This window comes from Halococcus dombrowskii, assembly GCF_022870485.1.
In the GTDB taxonomy this organism is placed as follows: Archaea; Halobacteriota; Halobacteria; order Halobacteriales; family Halococcaceae; genus Halococcus; species Halococcus morrhuae.
In genome coordinates, this window is record NZ_CP095005.1 from 1,977,795 (window position 1) to 1,994,169 (window position 16,375).

General features: G+C 66.7%; 16 protein-coding genes. 9 read left to right on the forward strand and 7 right to left on the reverse strand.

Features of this window, described 5'->3' with window-relative positions; all coding sequences use genetic code 11:
• The first annotated feature begins 11 nt into the window (after nt 1-11).
• Complete coding sequence (locus MUK72_RS10215) at nt 12-515, forward strand: HTH domain-containing protein (RefSeq protein ID WP_244699814.1); 504 nt, start codon at nt 12-14, stop codon at nt 513-515.
• On the opposite strand, the gene MUK72_RS10220 is transcribed toward MUK72_RS10215, so the two are convergent.
• The 4 genes from MUK72_RS10220 to MUK72_RS10235 are packed head-to-tail and all read right to left on the reverse strand — an operon-like array spanning nt 512 to nt 4,008.
• Entirely contained in the window at nt 512-907 is a 396-nt protein-coding gene (locus tag MUK72_RS10220) for an OB-fold domain-containing protein (protein WP_244699816.1), read from the reverse strand. The genes MUK72_RS10215 and MUK72_RS10220 overlap by 4 nt on opposite strands.
• Nucleotides 904-2,061: a thiolase family protein gene (locus tag MUK72_RS10225; RefSeq protein WP_244699818.1), complete on the reverse strand. Its 1,158-nt coding sequence runs from the start codon at nt 2,059-2,061 to the stop codon at nt 904-906. Before MUK72_RS10225 ends, MUK72_RS10220 begins: the two co-directional genes overlap by 4 nt.
• Before the next feature lie 43 nt (nt 2,062-2,104).
• Nucleotides 2,105-2,422: a DUF8022 family protein gene (locus MUK72_RS10230; protein ID WP_244699821.1), complete on the reverse strand. Its 318-nt coding sequence runs from the start codon at nt 2,420-2,422 to the stop codon at nt 2,105-2,107.
• Nucleotides 2,422-4,008: an acyl-CoA carboxylase subunit beta gene (locus MUK72_RS10235; RefSeq protein WP_244699823.1), complete on the reverse strand. Its 1,587-nt coding sequence runs from the start codon at nt 4,006-4,008 to the stop codon at nt 2,422-2,424. Before MUK72_RS10235 ends, MUK72_RS10230 begins: the two co-directional genes overlap by 1 nt.
• Before the next feature lie 298 nt (nt 4,009-4,306).
• On the opposite strand from MUK72_RS10235, the gene MUK72_RS10240 reads away from it, so the two are divergent.
• The 6 genes from MUK72_RS10240 (at nt 4,307) to MUK72_RS10265 (ending at nt 12,251) form a co-directional block, all read left to right on the forward strand.
• Nucleotides 4,307-5,473, forward strand: coding sequence for an alpha-1 4-glucan-protein synthase (locus tag MUK72_RS10240; protein ID WP_244699826.1), 1,167 nt, complete (start codon nt 4,307-4,309; stop codon nt 5,471-5,473).
• A gap of 114 nt (nt 5,474-5,587) precedes the next feature.
• The gene (locus MUK72_RS10245) at nt 5,588-6,046 is read left to right on the forward strand and encodes a cupredoxin domain-containing protein (RefSeq protein ID WP_244699829.1); all 459 of its coding nucleotides are present in this window, start codon (nt 5,588-5,590) and stop codon (nt 6,044-6,046) included.
• 138 nt (nt 6,047-6,184) lie between these two features.
• Nucleotides 6,185-7,453 carry an extracellular solute-binding protein gene (locus tag MUK72_RS10250; protein ID WP_244699833.1) on the forward strand — a complete coding sequence of 423 codons (1,269 nt, stop codon included), beginning with the start codon at nt 6,185-6,187 and terminating at the stop codon, nt 7,451-7,453.
• 1 nt (nt 7,454) lies between these two features.
• On the forward strand, nt 7,455-9,059 hold the full coding sequence (locus MUK72_RS10255) for an ABC transporter permease (RefSeq protein ID WP_244699835.1): 1,605 nt from the start codon (nt 7,455-7,457) through the stop codon (nt 9,057-9,059).
• A complete protein-coding gene (locus MUK72_RS10260; protein ID WP_244699852.1) occupies nt 9,049-10,212 on the forward strand; it encodes an ABC transporter ATP-binding protein in 1,164 nt (387 codons plus the stop codon). Before MUK72_RS10255 ends, MUK72_RS10260 begins: the two co-directional genes overlap by 11 nt.
• Nucleotides 10,212-12,251: a DUF7846 domain-containing protein gene (locus MUK72_RS10265; protein WP_244705315.1), complete on the forward strand. Its 2,040-nt coding sequence runs from the start codon at nt 10,212-10,214 to the stop codon at nt 12,249-12,251. Before MUK72_RS10260 ends, MUK72_RS10265 begins: the two co-directional genes overlap by 1 nt.
• On the opposite strand, the gene MUK72_RS10270 is transcribed toward MUK72_RS10265, so the two are convergent.
• From MUK72_RS10270 to MUK72_RS10280, 3 genes are all read right to left on the reverse strand, one after another.
• Nucleotides 12,252-12,944 (reverse strand): dolichyl-phosphate hexose transferase, encoded by a 693-nt coding sequence (locus tag MUK72_RS10270; RefSeq protein WP_244699856.1) that lies wholly within the window; start codon nt 12,942-12,944, stop codon nt 12,252-12,254.
• A gap of 48 nt (nt 12,945-12,992) precedes the next feature.
• Nucleotides 12,993-14,093 (reverse strand): cell surface glycoprotein related protein, encoded by a 1,101-nt coding sequence (locus tag MUK72_RS10275; protein ID WP_244699858.1) that lies wholly within the window; start codon nt 14,091-14,093, stop codon nt 12,993-12,995.
• A gap of 121 nt (nt 14,094-14,214) precedes the next feature.
• Nucleotides 14,215-14,496 (reverse strand): helix-turn-helix domain-containing protein, encoded by a 282-nt coding sequence (locus MUK72_RS10280; RefSeq protein ID WP_004055053.1) that lies wholly within the window; start codon nt 14,494-14,496, stop codon nt 14,215-14,217.
• Between the two features lie 177 nt (nt 14,497-14,673).
• Here MUK72_RS10280 and MUK72_RS10285 point away from each other — a divergent pair, with 177 nt between their 5' ends.
• A complete protein-coding gene (locus tag MUK72_RS10285; RefSeq protein ID WP_244699861.1) occupies nt 14,674-15,768 on the forward strand; it encodes a DUF1616 domain-containing protein in 1,095 nt (364 codons plus the stop codon).
• Nucleotide 15,769: 1 nt separating this feature from the next.
• The gene (locus MUK72_RS10290) at nt 15,770-16,369 is read left to right on the forward strand and encodes a metal-dependent hydrolase (RefSeq protein ID WP_244699864.1); all 600 of its coding nucleotides are present in this window, start codon (nt 15,770-15,772) and stop codon (nt 16,367-16,369) included.
• Nucleotides 16,370-16,375: the final 6 nt, after the last annotated feature.

The window sequence follows — 16,375 nt, forward strand, 5'->3', positions numbered from 1 at the left end:
CTTCGCATGTGATGGAGGGGGCACGATCGCTGCCGGAGGGGAACGTACAGCTCGAACTGTTCGTACGGTCGTCGGTGCCGGCGGCCGCGCGCGATTCGCAGTCGGGGGTCCGCGAGCGACTCCGGCGGCTCGACGCCGACGGGGAGGTCGCTGGTGCGACGGTCCGAACGTGGGAGAAGCGGGTGCCGGTCGACACCGACTGCTCCGAACGCGAGACACACCACACGCACGCGTCGTTCGACGACTGGGCGCGCAGACACGGCGTCAGCCTCGCCCCGTTTTTCGACACGCGCGAGTGTCACTCGTCGATCACCGGCGAATCGCACACCGCGCTCGTCTTGCCGGTGATGAGTCTCGCCGTCTACGAGGGCGACCGACTCAGCGCCGTCTTCCCGCACGCCGACGAAGATCGCTCGTACACCGTCAGTGAGGCGCTCGACGCGCTCGAAGGCGACGAAACGACGGAGGGATCGGAGGAATCGACGCGCGAGGAACTGCCGGTCGGCGCACCCTAATCGATAGGTTCGAACCGATAGCCATCCCACTCTTGACTCTCGGGTTCGCGAATACCGGCCTCGGGATCGCGGAGTTCCTCGGCATAGACTGGTTTCACGTCGTCGCCGATATCGATCTCGTCCGTCGTGAGCTGGCCGAGCGCGCGCACCGATTCGCCCTCGATATCGAATTCGACGATCGCGAGGTGGTTCGGCTCGCGGACGCCGGGCGGTGTGGCAGTGCTCGTCGTCCACGTGACGACCGTCGCCGTGTGCTCGCTCAGATCCACCGTGCCGGTTCGCTCCGCGCCACCGGGACCGAGTGGGTGTGGCGGGTAGGTGATCGAACCGTCTGCGTAGCGGGCCGCCTCCATCGGTGGCTCGCCAGTCCCGGAATAGCTCTCGGGGCTCATGCGCCCGCCTCCAGGATGGTGGTGATGACACAGTTGCCAAATCCACCCACGTTACACGCGAGTCCGACGTCGGCGTCGACCTGTCGCGGGCCGGCCTCGCCGAGCACCTGCTTGTAGATCTCGTAGCCCTGGGCGACGCCGCTCGCGCCGAGGGGATGACCCTTCGATTTCAGTCCACCGGAGGTGTTGATCGGCAGTTCGCCGTCGCGCTCGGTGATTCCCTCCTCGACCAGCTCCCAGGCAGCGCCCTGCTCGGCGAAATCGAGTCCCTCCATCTGGAGGAATTCGAGGATCGTGAACATGTCGTGGAGTTCGGCCACATCGATGTCCTCGGGGCCGTAGCCACTCATCTCGTAGGCCTCTTTCCCCGACTCGACCACGCCGCCCATCACCGTCGGTTCCGCGCGCTCGTGGACCACGTGGGTGTCGGTCGCGCCACCGACGCCGCTCACGAGCGCGTACTCGTCGGTGTACTCCTTCGCGACCGACTCCGGACAGAACATCAGTGCCGCGCTCCCGTCAGTAATCGGGCAGAAATCGTACAGTCGAAGCGGGTCGGCAACGACCGGGCTCTCCAGAACGGTGTCGAGATCGACCTCCTTCTGGAACTGGGCGTGCGGGTTGTCGACGCCGTTTCTGTGATTTTTGACCGCGACCTTTCCGAGACTCTCGCGTGGTGCGTCGTAGCGATCGAGATAGCGCCGCGCGGTCAGCCCCGCGAAACTCGGCAGCGTCACGCCGTGTTTGTACTCGACGGGATGGGTCAGCGAGGCGATCACGTCGGTGGCCTCGCCCGTCGAGCGATGGGTCATCTTCTCGCCACCCACGAGGAGCGTCATCTCGCTCGCGCCCGAGGCGACCGACTGCCAGGCGGCGTACATGCCGGCCCCGCCGGACGAGGAGGTCTGATCGACGCGCTGTGTGTAGGCCGGCAGGCAGTCGAGGTCGTGTGCCAGCGCGTTCGGTACGCCGGTCTGGCCCTCGAACTCGCCGCTGGCCATGTTCGAGACGTACAGATGCTCGACGGCGTCGGGCGCGACGCCGGCGTCGTCGAGACAGGCCGTGCCCGCCTCGGCGAGCAGCCCCTGAATCCACGCTTCGCGCTGTCCGAACTGGGTCATCGATGCGCCGATGACGGCCACGTTCGTGCTCATTTCGTCCGGGTCGTCTCCCGCCCCCGTTATGGATGTTTCGACGCTACCGACGGAGCCGCCCCGCCGTCTTCCACTCCTCGCCGCGAGCGATCCCCTGGGGTGGCGTCCGCCCGTCGAGACGGCCACAGAGCGACCACCGATCACAGGATTCCGACCCTTCCTCGTCGGCGCTCGCGGCAGCCGCGGCGCGGTCGCGGAGGTGGGCACCGATGGCGGCGGCGATGGCGGCCGCCTCGCCGCGGTCGGCGCTCGCGGGCACCGACAGATTCAGTTCGTCGAGAACCCCCTCGCTCGCGGTCGCTTGCTCGTCGTCCGAGTCGCCCGGATCGTCGGTTTCGGCCAGCAACGATGTCGCTGTCATCAGAGTTGGATGTTGCCGTGGTCTTTCGGCGGTCCGTCGGTGCGCTTGCGGTCGAGGACGTCGAGGTCGCGGATGAGACGTTTGCGAGTTTCGTTCGGCTCGATGACGTCGTCGACGTAGCCGCGCTCGGCCGCCGAGTAGGGGTTGGCGAACTCCTCGCGGTACTCGTCCATCAGCGCCTGGCGGGTCGCCTCGGGATCGTCCGCATCGGCGAGCTCGTCCCGATAGAGGACGTCCACCGCCCCGCGCGGACCCATCACGGCGGTCTCCGCACCGGGCCACGCGTAGTTCGTATCCGCTCCGAGGAGCTTCGAGCCCATGACGATGTACGCGCCGCCGTACGCTTTCCGGAGGATCACCGTCGAGAGTGGGACCGTCGCCTCGGCGTAGGCGTAGATCAGCTTCGCGCCGTGGCGGATGATCCCGTTGTGTTCCTGGTCGGTGCCGGGCATGAACCCGGGCACGTCGACAAAGGTGAGGACGGGGATGTTGAACGAATCGCAGAACCGGACGAACCGCGCGCCCTTCTGGCTCGATTCGATGTTGAGCGTGCCGGCGTTGACCGACGGCTGGTTGGCGACGACCCCGACCGGCCGACCGTCCATGCGCGCGAGCCCGGTCACGAGCGTGCGTGCGAACCCACCGTGAGTCTCGAAAAACGAGCCGTCGTCGACGATGTTCCCGATCACGTTCGTCACGTCGTAGGGTTTGCGCGGCGCGTCGGGCACCAGTTCGCCGACCTCGCAGCGTCGATCGGGATCGTCCCAGGAATCGACCCGCGGCGGATCCTCGACGTTGTTCTGTGGGAGATACGAGAGCAGTCGTTTGATGTCGTCGAGCACCTCCTCCTCTGTCGGGGCGGTCCGGTGAGCGACGCCACTCTCGTTTGCGTGGGCGCTCGCGCCACCCAACTCTTCCATCGTGATCTGCTCGCCCGTCACCGTCTCGATCACGTCCGGGCCCGTGATCATCATCTGGGCGGTGTCCTCGACCATGAACGTGAAGTCGGTCAGCGCCGGCGAGTAGGTCGCCCCGCCGGCACACGGCCCCATGATCGCCGAGATCTGCGGCACGAGCCCGCTCGCCTTCGTGTTCCGCTGGAAGATCTTGGCGAACCCCGTGAGCGAGGCGATCCCCTCCTGGATGCGTGCGCCACCGGAATCGTTCAGCCCGATGATGGGAACTCCATTTTCGATCGCCTTGTCCATCACCTTGCAGATCTTGTCCGCGACCGCCTCGCCGACCGACCCACCCAGGATGGTGAAGTCGTGAGCGAAGACGAACACCGTCCGGCCGTCGACCTCGCCGTAGCCAGTGACGACGCCGTCGCCGGCGTACTTCTTCTCGGCCATGCCGAAATTCGTCGATTGGTGTTCGACGAATCGGTCGAACTCCTCGAAACTGTCCTCGTCGAGGAGGTAGTCGATGCGTTCGCGGGCGGTCAGTTTGTCCCGATCGTGCTGGGCGTCGATGCGGGCCTGGCCCCCGCCAAGCGCCGCCTCGGTGCGGCGTCGCCGCAGCTCCTCGATCGCCGATTCGTCCAGTGCGTCGCTCTCGCCGGTGTTGGCGTCGTCTTCGGCCGCCACGCTACCACCCCATGCCGCCGTTGCTGGCGAGAGTTCGGTCGGTCAGAGAGCCCGGTACGGGCCCGGCGACGGTTCGGCCGATCCCGCGGGACGCGCCGGTGACCACGCAGGTCTGCGTGTCGAGCGTCATGTCTCTGTTACGTTGCTCTACGTGTAGCTACCTAAATCTGTGCCACGATAGATCACCGTCGCGACTGCGAACACACTCTCACCATTCGTTACCATTGAATGGTACTGGCTCTATCGGAGCGACAACGACAGACTCTTTAGGGCGTCCTAAAAAACACGCGACATCGCAATGACGGCCGACATCTGTGTGATCGTTCCGACGATACGCGAGTTCGAGTGCGTACGAGCCTACGCCGAAAACGCCCGCAAGCACGGCTTCGACACCGACCGCCTCCACGTCGTGCTCGTGACCGAGGACTTCTGTGACACCGAGGCGATGGCGACGATGCTCGACGAGCTCGGTCTCGCCGGCGAGGTCTTCGACGGCGCTGCCCGCGAGGCGTGGTACGACGAACAGTCCGTCACGGAGTTCTCTCATCTCGTCCCCGCCGCGAGCCACGCCCAGACGAGCTTCGGGCTGCTCTACTGCTGGGCAAACGGGTTCGACTACGGCGTCTTCATCGACGACGACACCCGCCCGCACATGGACGAGGACTTCTTCGGGACGCATCTCGCGAACCTGAACGGCGAACACGAGGTCGAGCGCGTCCGCTCGGACGAACAGTGGGTGAACGTCCTCCACGAGAACGCCGACGAGCACGGTCTCTACCCGCGTGGCTACCCCTACTCCGCGATGGGCGAGGAAGTCGAGACCGACCGCACGCGCGTGACGAACGTCGTCGCCTCGCAGGGGCTCTGGACGAACGTGCCCGATCTCGACGCCGCCCGGATCCTCGCCGACGGCGATCTCCAGGGACAGGCCAAGACGCGACTCTCGGCCGACGACTTCGGCGAACCGTTCGTCGCCGCGGAGGGCCAGTATCTCACGGTCTGCTCGATGAACCTCGCCTTCCGGCGCGAGGTGATCCCGGCGTTCTACCAGCTTCCGATGGACGACAACCCCTGGGACGTAGGCCGGTTCGACGACATCTGGAGTGGCGTCTTCCTCAAGCGTGCCTGCGATGTGCTGGGCACGGAGATCGTCACCGGCGGGCCGCTCTGTAAGCACAACAAGGCCGAGCGCTCGACGTTCGACGATCTCCGCTCGGAACTGCCCGCGCTCGACGCCAACGAACGCCTCTGGCGGGCCGTCGACGACGCGGCCGCGGACGCCGATTCGTACGCCGGTGCCTTCGCCGCGATGGCCGACGCGCTCGTCGAACGCGACTGGAGCGACTGCGAGAACGGCGAGTTCCTCCCGTACGTCGGCGAGTACATGCACGACTGGTTGGCCTGTCTCGACGCGCTCGATCCGGGCTCGATCGCCGTGCCGGCCGCCGCCAGCGCCGACGACTGAACCGGCAGGTATAACGGTTACCACCCACCACCAATTTTTAGGCTGGCCAAAATCAGCCAGTGACAGACGATGAAAGGACACGATTTCGACAGACGGACGGTACTGAAAGGTGGTATGGCAAGCCTCGCCGCGGCGGCCGGACTCGCCGGCTGCACCGGTGGTGCACAATCAGGGAACGACAGCGCCAACGGCAGCGGCGGCGCGAACGGCAGCGGTGGCAACGGTAGCAACGCCACCTCGGGTGCCTCCGACGACCGGAAGGTGCGCGTCGTGCTCAACGAGTGGCAGGTGAAACCCGACGCGAAGTCAGTGCCGTCGGGCCAGGTGACGTTCAACGCCGTCAACAAGGGCCACGAGGTCCACGAGCTGGTCGTCAGACAGCGCAGCGATGACGGTGCCTACGAGGAGCTCGACGAGGTCGACGACATCGGCAAGGGGACGAGCAAGAAGCTGCAGATGAAGCTCGAACCAGGTACGTACGAGCTCGCCTGCCTCATCGTCGAGAAAGAGGACGGCGAGACCGAGGACCACTACAAACTCGGCATGCACGAGACGATCGAGGTCACCAAGTAACGACGCCGAGCCACGGCATGGGCATCGCGGTTTCGTCATCGATACCACAAACGACATACCGCCGAGCGGCGTCGCTATATGCGACGGATCGACCGTGGAACGACAGAGTTTTTAGGCTGTCCTAAATCATATGTGGCAATGACGCGACGCGCTGGTGACGATCCAACGACGAACGGCTCCGACGATCACGGTGCTTCCGGGCTGGGACGGCGACGATTCCTCCGCACGTCGGCCGTCGTGGCCGGCGGCGCGCTGGTCGCCGGCTGTTCGTCCGGCGGGACCAACGCGAGCGCGAACGGCTCCAACGCTTCGAGCAACGCCAGCGGCGGGACGAACGGCACCGTCGGCAACGCCTCGGGCAACGCGAGCACGAACGGTTCGGTCGGCATCAAATCGTTCCGGGGCTCCGGCCCGCTCGTCGAGAGCCGCCCCCCGCTGAAGGGGCCGCGCATCGACGATCTCCCCGATCTCTCGGGCACGCTCAGCGTCTATCTCGGCGGCGGCGAGGGCGGACTCTACACCCAGTTCCTCGATCTGCTGCAGAAGATGTATCCGAAGTTCAACGTGAAGCTCCGGACGGCCTCCTCCTCACAGCTCGCGAACACGCTCATCACCGAGGTGGAGAGTGGCTCGCCGAAGGCCGACGTCTTCTGGGCGGTCGATCTCGGCGCGCTCGGCGTCGTCGCCAACAACGACGCGACGATGAAGCTCCCGAAGAAGGTCGTCAAGCCCGTTCCCAAGTCGTTCCACCCGAACAACCAGTGGGTCGGTGTCGCCGGGCGCGCGCGGAGCGTTCCCTACAACACGAACAAGCTCTCGGCGAACCAGATCCCGAACAAGGTCCAGAAGTTCACCGACACGAAGCAGCTGCAGGGATCGATGGGCTGGGCACCGACCTACGGGGCCTTCCAGTCGTTCATCACGGCGATGCGGCTGCTCCACGGCAAAGAACAGACCAAGCAGTGGCTGAAGGGGATGCAGGGACAGAACATCTCCGAGTATCCCGACGAGTTCCTCGTCTCGAACGCCGTCGCCGACGGCGAGCTCGCGGCCGGCTTCGCCAACCACTACTACTCGCTGCGCGTGCGGGCCGCCCGCCCGAACGCGCCGATCGAACTCGCGTTCACGAAGGGCGACGCGGGCGCGCTCATCAACGCCGCCGGCGTCGAGGTGATCAAAGGGACCGAGCGCCGCCAGCTCGCTATGAATTTCATCAAACACCTCCTGACCGCCGAGGCCCAGGAGTTCTTCGCCACGCGGACGTTCGCCTACCCGATGATTCCGGGCGTCCCGCCCGTCGGCGGACTGCCGACGATCGACGAACTCAACCCGCCTGAGATCGATCTCGCGAAGCTCTCGAACCTCGAACCCACCCTGAAACTCATGCGCGAGACCGGAGTACTCTGAGATGAGTACCCTCGGCGACGGTCGCATCGATATCGATCGCGGGACCGTCCTCAGAGGGGGATTGCTCGCGCTCGCCGGCGCGATCGCGCTCGCGGTCGTCGCCCCGATCGCGTGGCTCGTCGTCCGCGCGTTCGATATGGGCATCGAGAGCGCGCTCGCGCTGCTGTCGTCGCCCTCGACGGTCCAGATCACGATCAACAGCGCGCTGCTCGTGGCCGCGGTCACTGCCGGCTCGGTGCTGCTCGGCGTGCCGCTCGCGGTGTTGACCGCACGCACCGACCTCCCCTTCCGACGGTTCTGGACCGTCCTGCTGGCGCTCCCGCTCGTCGTCCCGAGCTATATCGGCGCGTTCGCGTTCGTCTCGGCGTTCGGCCCGCGGGGGACGCTCGCCGATCTGCTCGCTCCGCTGGGAATCGAGTCGATCCCGACCATCTACGGGCTTCAGGGCACGGTGCTGGTCCTCACGCTGTTCGTCTACCCGTACGTCTTCCTCACCACGCGCGCAGCGCTGCTCTCCTTCGACGCCAGTCAGATCGAGGCCGCGCGCACCCTGAACCACTCCTATCTCGGCGCGTTTCGTCGCATCGTCCTGCCCCAGATCGCGCCAGGCATCGCCGCCGGCGCGCTGCTGGTGGGACTCTACACGCTCTCTGATTTCGGCACGCCGTCGATCATGCATTACGACGTGTTCACGCGCATGATCTTCGTCGAGTACAACGCCTTCGGCCGCGGCCGCGCGGCGCTGCTCTCGGTGCTCTTGCTGGGGCTCACTGTCGCCATCCTCGGCATCGAGTCGCGCCTCTCGGCCGACGACGGAAACGCCTACGCCGGCGGACGGCGTGGCTACACCATCTCGCTCGGTGCCTGGAAGTGGCCGGCGCTCGCCTTCTGTACGCTGGTCGTCGCGCTCTGTCTGATCGTCCCGCTCGGCGTGCTGGCGCTGTGGCTGTTCCGCGGCGGGCCGGGCTACTCAGCCGGTGGGTTCGCCTTCGAGTGGTCCTACGGCCTGAACTCCGTCGTCGTCGCGGCGCTCGCGGCGCTCGTCGCGACGCTCGCGGCGCTGCCGGTCGGCTATCTCTCGGCGCGGACGGACGGCCCGCTCACGGATCTGTTCGATCGGATGACCTATCTCGGCTACGCCGCGCCCGGCGTCGTCGTCGGCTTCGCGCTCGTCTACTTCGGCGTGCGCTATCTGCCGGGGCTCTATCAGACGCTTCCCCTATTGATCTTCGGCTACGTCGTCCGCTTCATCCCGCAGGCGGTCGGCACCACCCAGTCGTCGGTGCTCCAGGTCGATCGATCGCTGCTCGAAGCCGCGCGCACGCTCGGCCACTCGCCGCTCGCGAGCTTTCGGCGGGTGACGCTCCCGCTGATCGCGCCGGGCGTCGTCGCGGGCGCGGCGCTGGTCTTTCTGACGACAATGAAGGAGCTGCCCGCGACGCTCCTCCTGCATCCCTCCGGGTTCAAGACGCTCGTCACCTACATCTGGCAGGTCCAAGACGCAGGATATTACGGGGCGGCCGCCGTACCGGCGCTCGTGCTCGTCGCCGTCTCCGGACTCTCGATGCTCGTCATCCTCACGCAGGAGGGCGATGATGTCCGGTAAATCCACCCAGGAACCGTATCCCGACGCCACCACCGACCGCTCGCGTGGGGCTGACGCGCCCGACAGCGCGCCGGGAAGCGCCGACACCGCCGACGTGGTGCTCGAACTCGCCGACGCGAGCAAGGAGTTCGGGGCCGAAACGGCAGTAAACGAGCTCTCGCTGTCGGTCCGCGAGGGCGAGCTACTGACGCTGCTCGGCCCCTCGGGCTGTGGGAAGACGACGACGCTGCGGCTGATCGCGGGGCTCGAAACCCCAACGGCGGGAACGATCACTCTCGACGATGAGCGCGTCGCCGACGACACTCGTTCTGTGGATCCCGAGGATCGCGATGTCGGCATCGTTTTCCAGGACTTCGCGCTGTTCCCGCACATGACCGTCGAGGAGAACATCGCGTTCGGCCTCACCGACGCCGACGGCGATCGAACGGACGAGCGCGTGGCCGAGCTGCTCGAACTCGTCGGTCTCGAATCGTTCGGCGAGCGGACACCTGACCAACTTTCGGGCGGTCAGCAACAGCGCGTCGCGCTCGCACGCGCGCTCGCGCCCGAACCCGATCTCCTGCTGCTCGACGAGCCGTTTTCCAATCTCGACGTGCGCCTGCGCGTACGGATGCGCGAGGAAGTCCGTCGCATTCTGGAGGCAGCGGGTGTCACCGCCGTCTCCGTCACCCACGATCAGGAGGAGGCGCTGTCGATCTCCGATCGCGTCGCCGTACTCAACGATGGACATCTCGAACAGGTCGATCGGCCAGAAGTCGTCTTTCAAGAGCCCGAATCACGGTTCGTCGCCGCGTTCCTCGGTCGTGCGGGCTTCCTGTCGGGCAGCGTCGACGAGGCCGGCGTCCACACCGGCATCGGGAGCTTCGAGACCGCGCGCATGCAGGGACTCACCGACGACTACGCCGGCACCGATATCGACGTGCTCGTGCGACCCGACGATCTCCGGGCGAACCCCGTGGCGGACGTGGATGCGGGCAACGGACGGGTCGTCCACCGGCAGTACACCGGATCGTCGTTCGTCTACCGCGTCGAACTCGATACGGGCGACGTGATCCACTGCGAGCACAACCACACGACCGACATCCACCCCGACCAACGGGTCGCCGTCTCGTTCGTCGCCGACCACCGGCTTGCGTGGTATCCCGCCGAGTGATGGGGCGGCTCGGCGAGCGACTCGACGAACGACGCTTCCGGCTCGCGGTGCTCACCCTCGCCCTGATCGGTGGGCTCGTCGTGTGGGTCGTCTCGACGGATCTCTTTCCGTATCTCTCGCTGAATCACGACGAGGGAGTGTATCTCCAGCAGGCCGGCATGCTGCTCGACGGACAACTGTTCCTCCGGCCGCCAGTCCCCGAATCGTTCCGGCCATGGTTCTTCGTCGGGAGCGAACAGGGGTTCTACCCCAAATACGCGCCCGTCGCCGCGGCGATGTTCGCACTCGGTCGGCTCGCGGGCGACTACACGCTCGCGCTCGTCGCCATCGCGGCGGCGAACATCGCTCTTTTGACCACTGTCGTCGCCGAAACCTTCCGCCACGAGGGTCGGCGGTTCGCGCGCGCGACCGGGCTGCTCGCCGGCGGACTGCTCTTCCTCTCGCCGCTCTTTCTCATCAACTCGTCGACGTTCCTCTCGTACGCGCCGACGACGCTGTGGAACCTGCTGTTCGCCGCGGCGTATCTCCGTGCCGATCGCACTGGGAATCGAGCGCTGGCGGCGATCGCCGGGCTCGCCATCGGCATCGCCTTCTTCTCGCGACCCTACACCGCCGTGTTGTTCGCCACACCGTTCGTCGTCCACGCGCTCTGGTCGCTGCGGGATGGCCGTATCGCCCTGATCCGCAACGGCCTGACCGCCGCAGGCGGACTGCTCGGCGTAGCCGTCGCACTCGGCTACAACGCCTTCCTCACCGGCGATCCGTTCACCTTCCCGTACGCGGCGTTCGCACCGCTCGACGGCATCGGCTTCGGGAAGCGGGCGATCCTCGGCCACGCCAAACAGTACACGCCGACGCTCGCGCTGACGGCGAACGCGAAGGTGCTCGCGACGTTCTTCGGCCGGTGGGGGATCGCCGGCGTGCTCGGGACGGCGCTCGCGGCCTGTGGGACGGCGCTCGCGATCGTCGTCCCGCGAAAGCGGCTGCACGCCCGGACCGCGGTGCTCGCCGGACTGTTCGTGTCGATCCCCGTCGGCAACGTCCTCTTCTGGGGCAACTTCAACATCCTCGGCGATCTCGAAACGTCGGGGACGGGTCTGATCGCCTTCCTGGGACCGTACTACCACTTCGACCTGCTCGTTCCAACGGCAGCGTTCGCGGCGTACGCCGGCCTCCGGGGCGCGCTTCGACTCCGCCGGCTGCTACAGCCCCGGTTCGATGCCCGACAGGCGCGCGTCGCACTCGCGGTCTGTCTGCTCGTCGCGGGCGCGGCGCTGGCGGGTGTGACGGCGAGTGCGGCGAGCGAGCCGCTCGAACGCAACGGAAACGTCACCAGTGAGTACAAACAGGCCTACCAGCCCTTCGAGAATCGGAGTCTGGCAAACGCGCTCGTCTTCCTCCCGACGACGTACGGTCGCTGGCTCAGCCATCCGTTCCAGGCGCTGCGCAACGATCCCGGCTTCGGCGGCGACGCGGTCTACGCACTCGCCGAACGCCAGTTCGCGGTCGTCGACGCCTATCCGAACCGGACGTACTACCGCTACGTCTACGGCGGCTCGTGGAGCCCGACGACCGGCGACGCCTCCGAGGGCGAGCTCCGACCGATCACGGTTCGCTCGGGCGAGCGACTCGCGGTTGAGGGCCAATTCGGGATTCCCGACTCGCCCGAGAGCGTCACGGTGCGCCTCGCGAACGGCGACAATCAGACGTACTACACAACGACGCGCGACAACGGAACGCTCGACCTCCGGCTCATCGCCGACGAGCGCGCCCGGCTTCGCGGGGAGGTCACGCCGGTCAACGGGAGTTCGATACCACTCACTGGCGACACGCTCACGCTGTCGGTGTTCGTCGATCGAGGGCCGACCGGTGGGTTCGGCTACCGCGTCGAACTCCCCTTCGATCGGTCTGGAACCACGATCCGCGCGCTCACGCCCACGAAAGAGGTCTGTCCGGCCTATCGCTGTGGCGGCGGGCGGGGAGTGGTCAACGGCACCAGCGACGGTGTGTCGATCGACGCGAACCTCACGGCTGCCTGACTACCGACGGCGCTCGTCGAGACCGACAGTGAGTATCGAGCGCGCGATGTCTTTCCCACCCGAGAGCGGATCGAGCGTCGTCTCGCCGAGTCGCTCGCCGTACTCGATCGGTCTCTCTTGAACATCGTAGCCGCGCGCGAGCGGGCGGATGAGCAGCTCGGCCGAGAGACCGGTGTTCTCGGTCCACTCGATATCCTCGATGACCTCTTGGCGGTAGGCACGCATCCCGGTCGTCGTGTCGTGGACGCGCTCGCCGAGCAGGACGCTCGCCAGCACGGCGAAGGTGTGGTTGCCGAGGCGGTTGAACGGCGGCATCGTCGCGGCCCCGTGATAGAGGCGGTCGCCGCTGACGACGTCCGCGCCGTCGTTGATCGCGTCCAGAAACTCGGGGAGGGCGTCCATCGGGTAGGTGCCGTCGCAGTCGGTCGTGACGATCACCGGGCGATCGGCCGCCCGGAGCGCGCGGGCGACGGCGACGCCGTAGCCCTGTGGTTCCTGTTCGATGACGCGCGCGCCGTGCTCACGGGCGATCTCGGCCGTGCGATCACTCGATCCGTCGACACAGACCGTTTCGGCAGCGCCGTCGGTCGCCTCGTCGATCGAATCGAGCACGCTCTCGATGGCAGCCGCTTCGTTGTACGTCCCCATCACGACACTCACGTCGTCGAAATCGTAGTTCTCGGATGCACTCATCGACGCGGCTTCGCCCCACCCCTACTTGAATTTTTAGGCTCGCCGAAATCAGCGGCGGCGAGCGAGCGCGACACCCGCGAGCGCGAGGACGGCGAGCAGCGCGGCACCCGTGCCGAACCCGGGCCCGAACGCATCACTGCTGTCGGTCTGTGTCGGCGAGCTCGTGCCGACCAGTCCGCCGCCGTCGGTCGCGGTGGCTCCGTCATCGTTCCCGTTGCCGGCGGTTGCGTCACCGCCATCGTCCTCGGCGGACGTCGCGGTCTGCGTGTCGGTCGCGGTCTGCGTGTCGGTTGCGGTCGCCGTCGGGCTGTCGGTCGCGGTTTGCGTGTCGGCTGTGGTCGACTGGCCGGCGGTCGATCCGTCGGTCGTCCCCGCCGTCGCGTTCGCGCCCGATCCATCCGTCGTCGCCGTGAACGTGCTCACGCCGCCGCTACAGCTGCCGGGGCTGATCTCGACGGGACTGCTCATGTCGAGATCGGTCGTCGAGCCGTCGCCCGAGCGGACGATCCAGTTCTCGATCTCGTTGTCGCTGGGCGAGCCGCTCCACTCCTCGAAGGGGTAGCGGTCGACCTCGTCGTTGAACGCGATGTCCGCGGTGATCGTGCTGTAGTCCGAACTCCCCAGTCCGCGGAAGGCCGCACCGTCGGTGCGTTCGCCGTTGGAGTTCCACTGGATCTGTGCGCCCGTGTCGGTGTAGTCGAAGGTGTCGTCGCGGTCGGTGTAGTTGTCGTCCTCGACGGCCCACTCGCCGTCGGCGGGCAGTCCCGAGATGTCACCCGTGGCGACGAACCCGTACGGCTCGTTGATCTCGTCGTGGAGGAAGACGAGGCTCAGCCCGTCGCTGCCGCGATAGACGAACAGCTGGCTCACCTGATTCTCCTGGATATCGGTGGTGCCAAGCGAGCTGTAGTTCGCCTGATCGTCGAGCACCGTGTAGTCGTAGAACTGCTCGACCGTCTGGCTGCCGTCGCCGAGCGGCGTGACCTCCGTACACGTATCGCCCTGCTGGACGATGAACGTCGCGTTCTCTTGTGCCACCGCCGATCCCGGCACGACGGCGAGCGATCCGACGACCATCACCGCGAGCGCGACGGCAGCGAGCCACGATCGCCCGTGCTCGCCCGCCCGCGCTCCCGAACGTTCGCTCATGGAACAGGGTGCTCCGTCCATCTATATAAATGGCGCTTGTCCGTTCCGAACGGGACTCTATCGGTGGGGGCGAACATCATTCGATCGGCTCCGCTGCCGCCGAGACGGACGATCGGCGGGCTCAGAGCATGTTCTCGGCTTCGAGGCGCTCCCAGACGGCTTCGCCCTTCTCGGTGATGCCGTAGACGCGGCCTTTCTTCTGGTCCTCGGAGACGAGCAGCTCGACCATCCCGCGTTCGTCATCGCGCAATCCCGACAGCGCCCGCGAGACGTGCGCGATGGCGATACCTTCGTCGGTGGCGATGCGTGACGGCGTCGCCGGCCCCTCGACCAGCCGCGAGAGCACGTCCACGCGGTACTGCGAGCGAATCACGAAACTGATCGTATCCCAATCCTCTATCATGTGACTCCCCTGTTCGTTCCCCTATACACTGGAGAACCATAACAAGTGCGTATCAGTTACCTACAACTACGTACGTTTTGATTGGCGAAACACGGCTCGCCGATGATGGTCGCGCGACCGCCGGGCGATGGCGAACGAACACACTCAAGAACCCACCCACCCGAGAGGGCGGATACGGTGTCCCGTGATTCACTCTCGGAGAACACGACGGCCGACCGCTACGCCGAGAGCGCCTCGGCCCTCGGCGGGCTGCCGGGCGACCTCCTCCTCGTCGTCGCCTACGCGCTCGTCGGTGGCGGTCTCCTCGTCGTCGGTCTCCCCTCGACGCTGCAGTTCATCGTCGGGATCCCACTCCTGCTGTTCATCCCTGGTTACACGGTGCTGTCGGCGCTGTTCCCCGGCCGCCCCTCGCGGAACGCAGGCCAGGTAAGCTCACTGTCGGGCATGACGCGGACGTTTTCGAGCCTGCGGTCGATCCAACACCGCGGCGTCCGCTGGGGCGAGCGCGTGGCGCTCTCGTTCGGGCTCAGCCTGTTTCTCGTGCCGCTACTCGCGCTCGTGCTCGATTTCTCCACGCTCGTGTTCGGCACCGACTCACCCTATCACACGGGACCGATCGTCGCGGTGCTCGTGGGATTCGCACTGATCTGTGCCGCCATCGGGTTCGTCCGCCGGCTCGGACTGCCACGCGACGAACGGTTCGGCGTGCCGGTCGGCTACTGGATCGACGACTTCGTCGGCGGCCTCACCGGCTCGTCGGTCGACGCGCTCCTCAACGTCGTCCTGGTTCTCAGCGTACTCGTCGGCGCTGCGAGCATGACCTACGCGCTCGCAGTGCCACAGGACGGCTCATCGACGACGAACTTCGCCGTCGGCACGCAGGACGGTTCCGGGGAGTTCACGGTCGGCGACTACCCGCAGAACATGACTGTCGGTCAGTCCCAACAGCTCACCGTCCAGCTCCAGAACCACGAGGGCGAACCGGCGAACTACTCGGTGGTGGCCCAGCTCCAGCGCTACGACGGCGAGGAGGTGCTCACGCGGAACACGCTCAAGCGGTTCTCGACGCAAACCGTCCCGGAGAACCGGACGTGGCAGCGCCAGCACACCGTCACGCCGACCATCGCCGAGAACGACCTGCAGCTGGTCTACCTGCTCTACCAGGGTGATCCTCCACAGAACCCCACCGAGGAGAACGCCTATCGGTCGGTCCATCTCTCGGTGAACGTTTCGGGTGGCGGGGGCGGCGGTGGCGGCAACGGGAGCGCCTGACGTGTTCCCGTGGGGCCACGTCGCGGTCGGCTATCTCTGCTACTCGCTGCTCACCCATCTCAGAGGACGGACACCGACCGGTGCGGCGACGATCGCGCTGGTCGTCGGCACGCAGTTCGCCGACCTCGTCGACAAGCCGCTGTCATGGTCGTTCGATCTCCTGCCGGCGGGTGTGCTCGCGCACTCGCTGTTCTTCGCCGTTCCGTTCTCGGCGCTCGTCCTCGTCGTCGCCCGCCGCCTTTCGTACACGCAACTCGCCGGTGCCTTCGTCGTGGGCTACCTCTCGCATCTCCCGGCCGACGTGCTGCCCTCGCTCGCGACCGGCGACCCCTCCTACTGGCCGCTGTTCTGGCCCGCGATGGCCCGCCCGGGCGTCGACGTCTCGGACCCGATCGTCGGTCCCGGAGCCGGTGCGGGGCTGCTCGAAAACGCCGCCTACTACATGAGCGACTTCCTGCCGATGCTGTTCAGCCCCATCGGCGTGGCGTACATCCTGTTCATGGTCGGCGTCGTCGCCCTCTGGCTCTCCGACGGACGTCCCGGCATCGGGATCATCGGGCGCGCCCTCGGCCGGGTGACGGGCCGGAGTTCGCACCGCTGAGTCGGC

Coding starts and splice junctions, on each gene's coding strand:
- MUK72_RS10215 (WP_244699814.1), top strand. CDS start 12: ATGGAGGGGGCACGATCGCTGCCGGAGGGGAACGTACAGCTCGAACTG.
- MUK72_RS10220 (WP_244699816.1), bottom strand. CDS start 907: ATGAGCCCCGAGAGCTATTCCGGGACTGGCGAGCCACCGATGGAGGCG.
- MUK72_RS10225 (WP_244699818.1), bottom strand. CDS start 2,061: ATGAGCACGAACGTGGCCGTCATCGGCGCATCGATGACCCAGTTCGGA.
- MUK72_RS10230 (WP_244699821.1), bottom strand. CDS start 2,422: ATGACAGCGACATCGTTGCTGGCCGAAACCGACGATCCGGGCGACTCG.
- MUK72_RS10240 (WP_244699826.1), top strand. CDS start 4,307: ATGACGGCCGACATCTGTGTGATCGTTCCGACGATACGCGAGTTCGAG.
- MUK72_RS10245 (WP_244699829.1), top strand. CDS start 5,588: ATGGCAAGCCTCGCCGCGGCGGCCGGACTCGCCGGCTGCACCGGTGGT.
- MUK72_RS10250 (WP_244699833.1), top strand. CDS start 6,185: ATGACGCGACGCGCTGGTGACGATCCAACGACGAACGGCTCCGACGAT.
- MUK72_RS10255 (WP_244699835.1), top strand. CDS start 7,455: ATGAGTACCCTCGGCGACGGTCGCATCGATATCGATCGCGGGACCGTC.
- MUK72_RS10260 (WP_244699852.1), top strand. CDS start 9,049: ATGTCCGGTAAATCCACCCAGGAACCGTATCCCGACGCCACCACCGAC.
- MUK72_RS10265 (WP_244705315.1), top strand. CDS start 10,212: ATGGGGCGGCTCGGCGAGCGACTCGACGAACGACGCTTCCGGCTCGCG.
- MUK72_RS10270 (WP_244699856.1), bottom strand. CDS start 12,944: ATGAGTGCATCCGAGAACTACGATTTCGACGACGTGAGTGTCGTGATG.
- MUK72_RS10275 (WP_244699858.1), bottom strand. CDS start 14,093: ATGAGCGAACGTTCGGGAGCGCGGGCGGGCGAGCACGGGCGATCGTGG.
- MUK72_RS10280 (WP_004055053.1), bottom strand. CDS start 14,496: ATGATAGAGGATTGGGATACGATCAGTTTCGTGATTCGCTCGCAGTAC.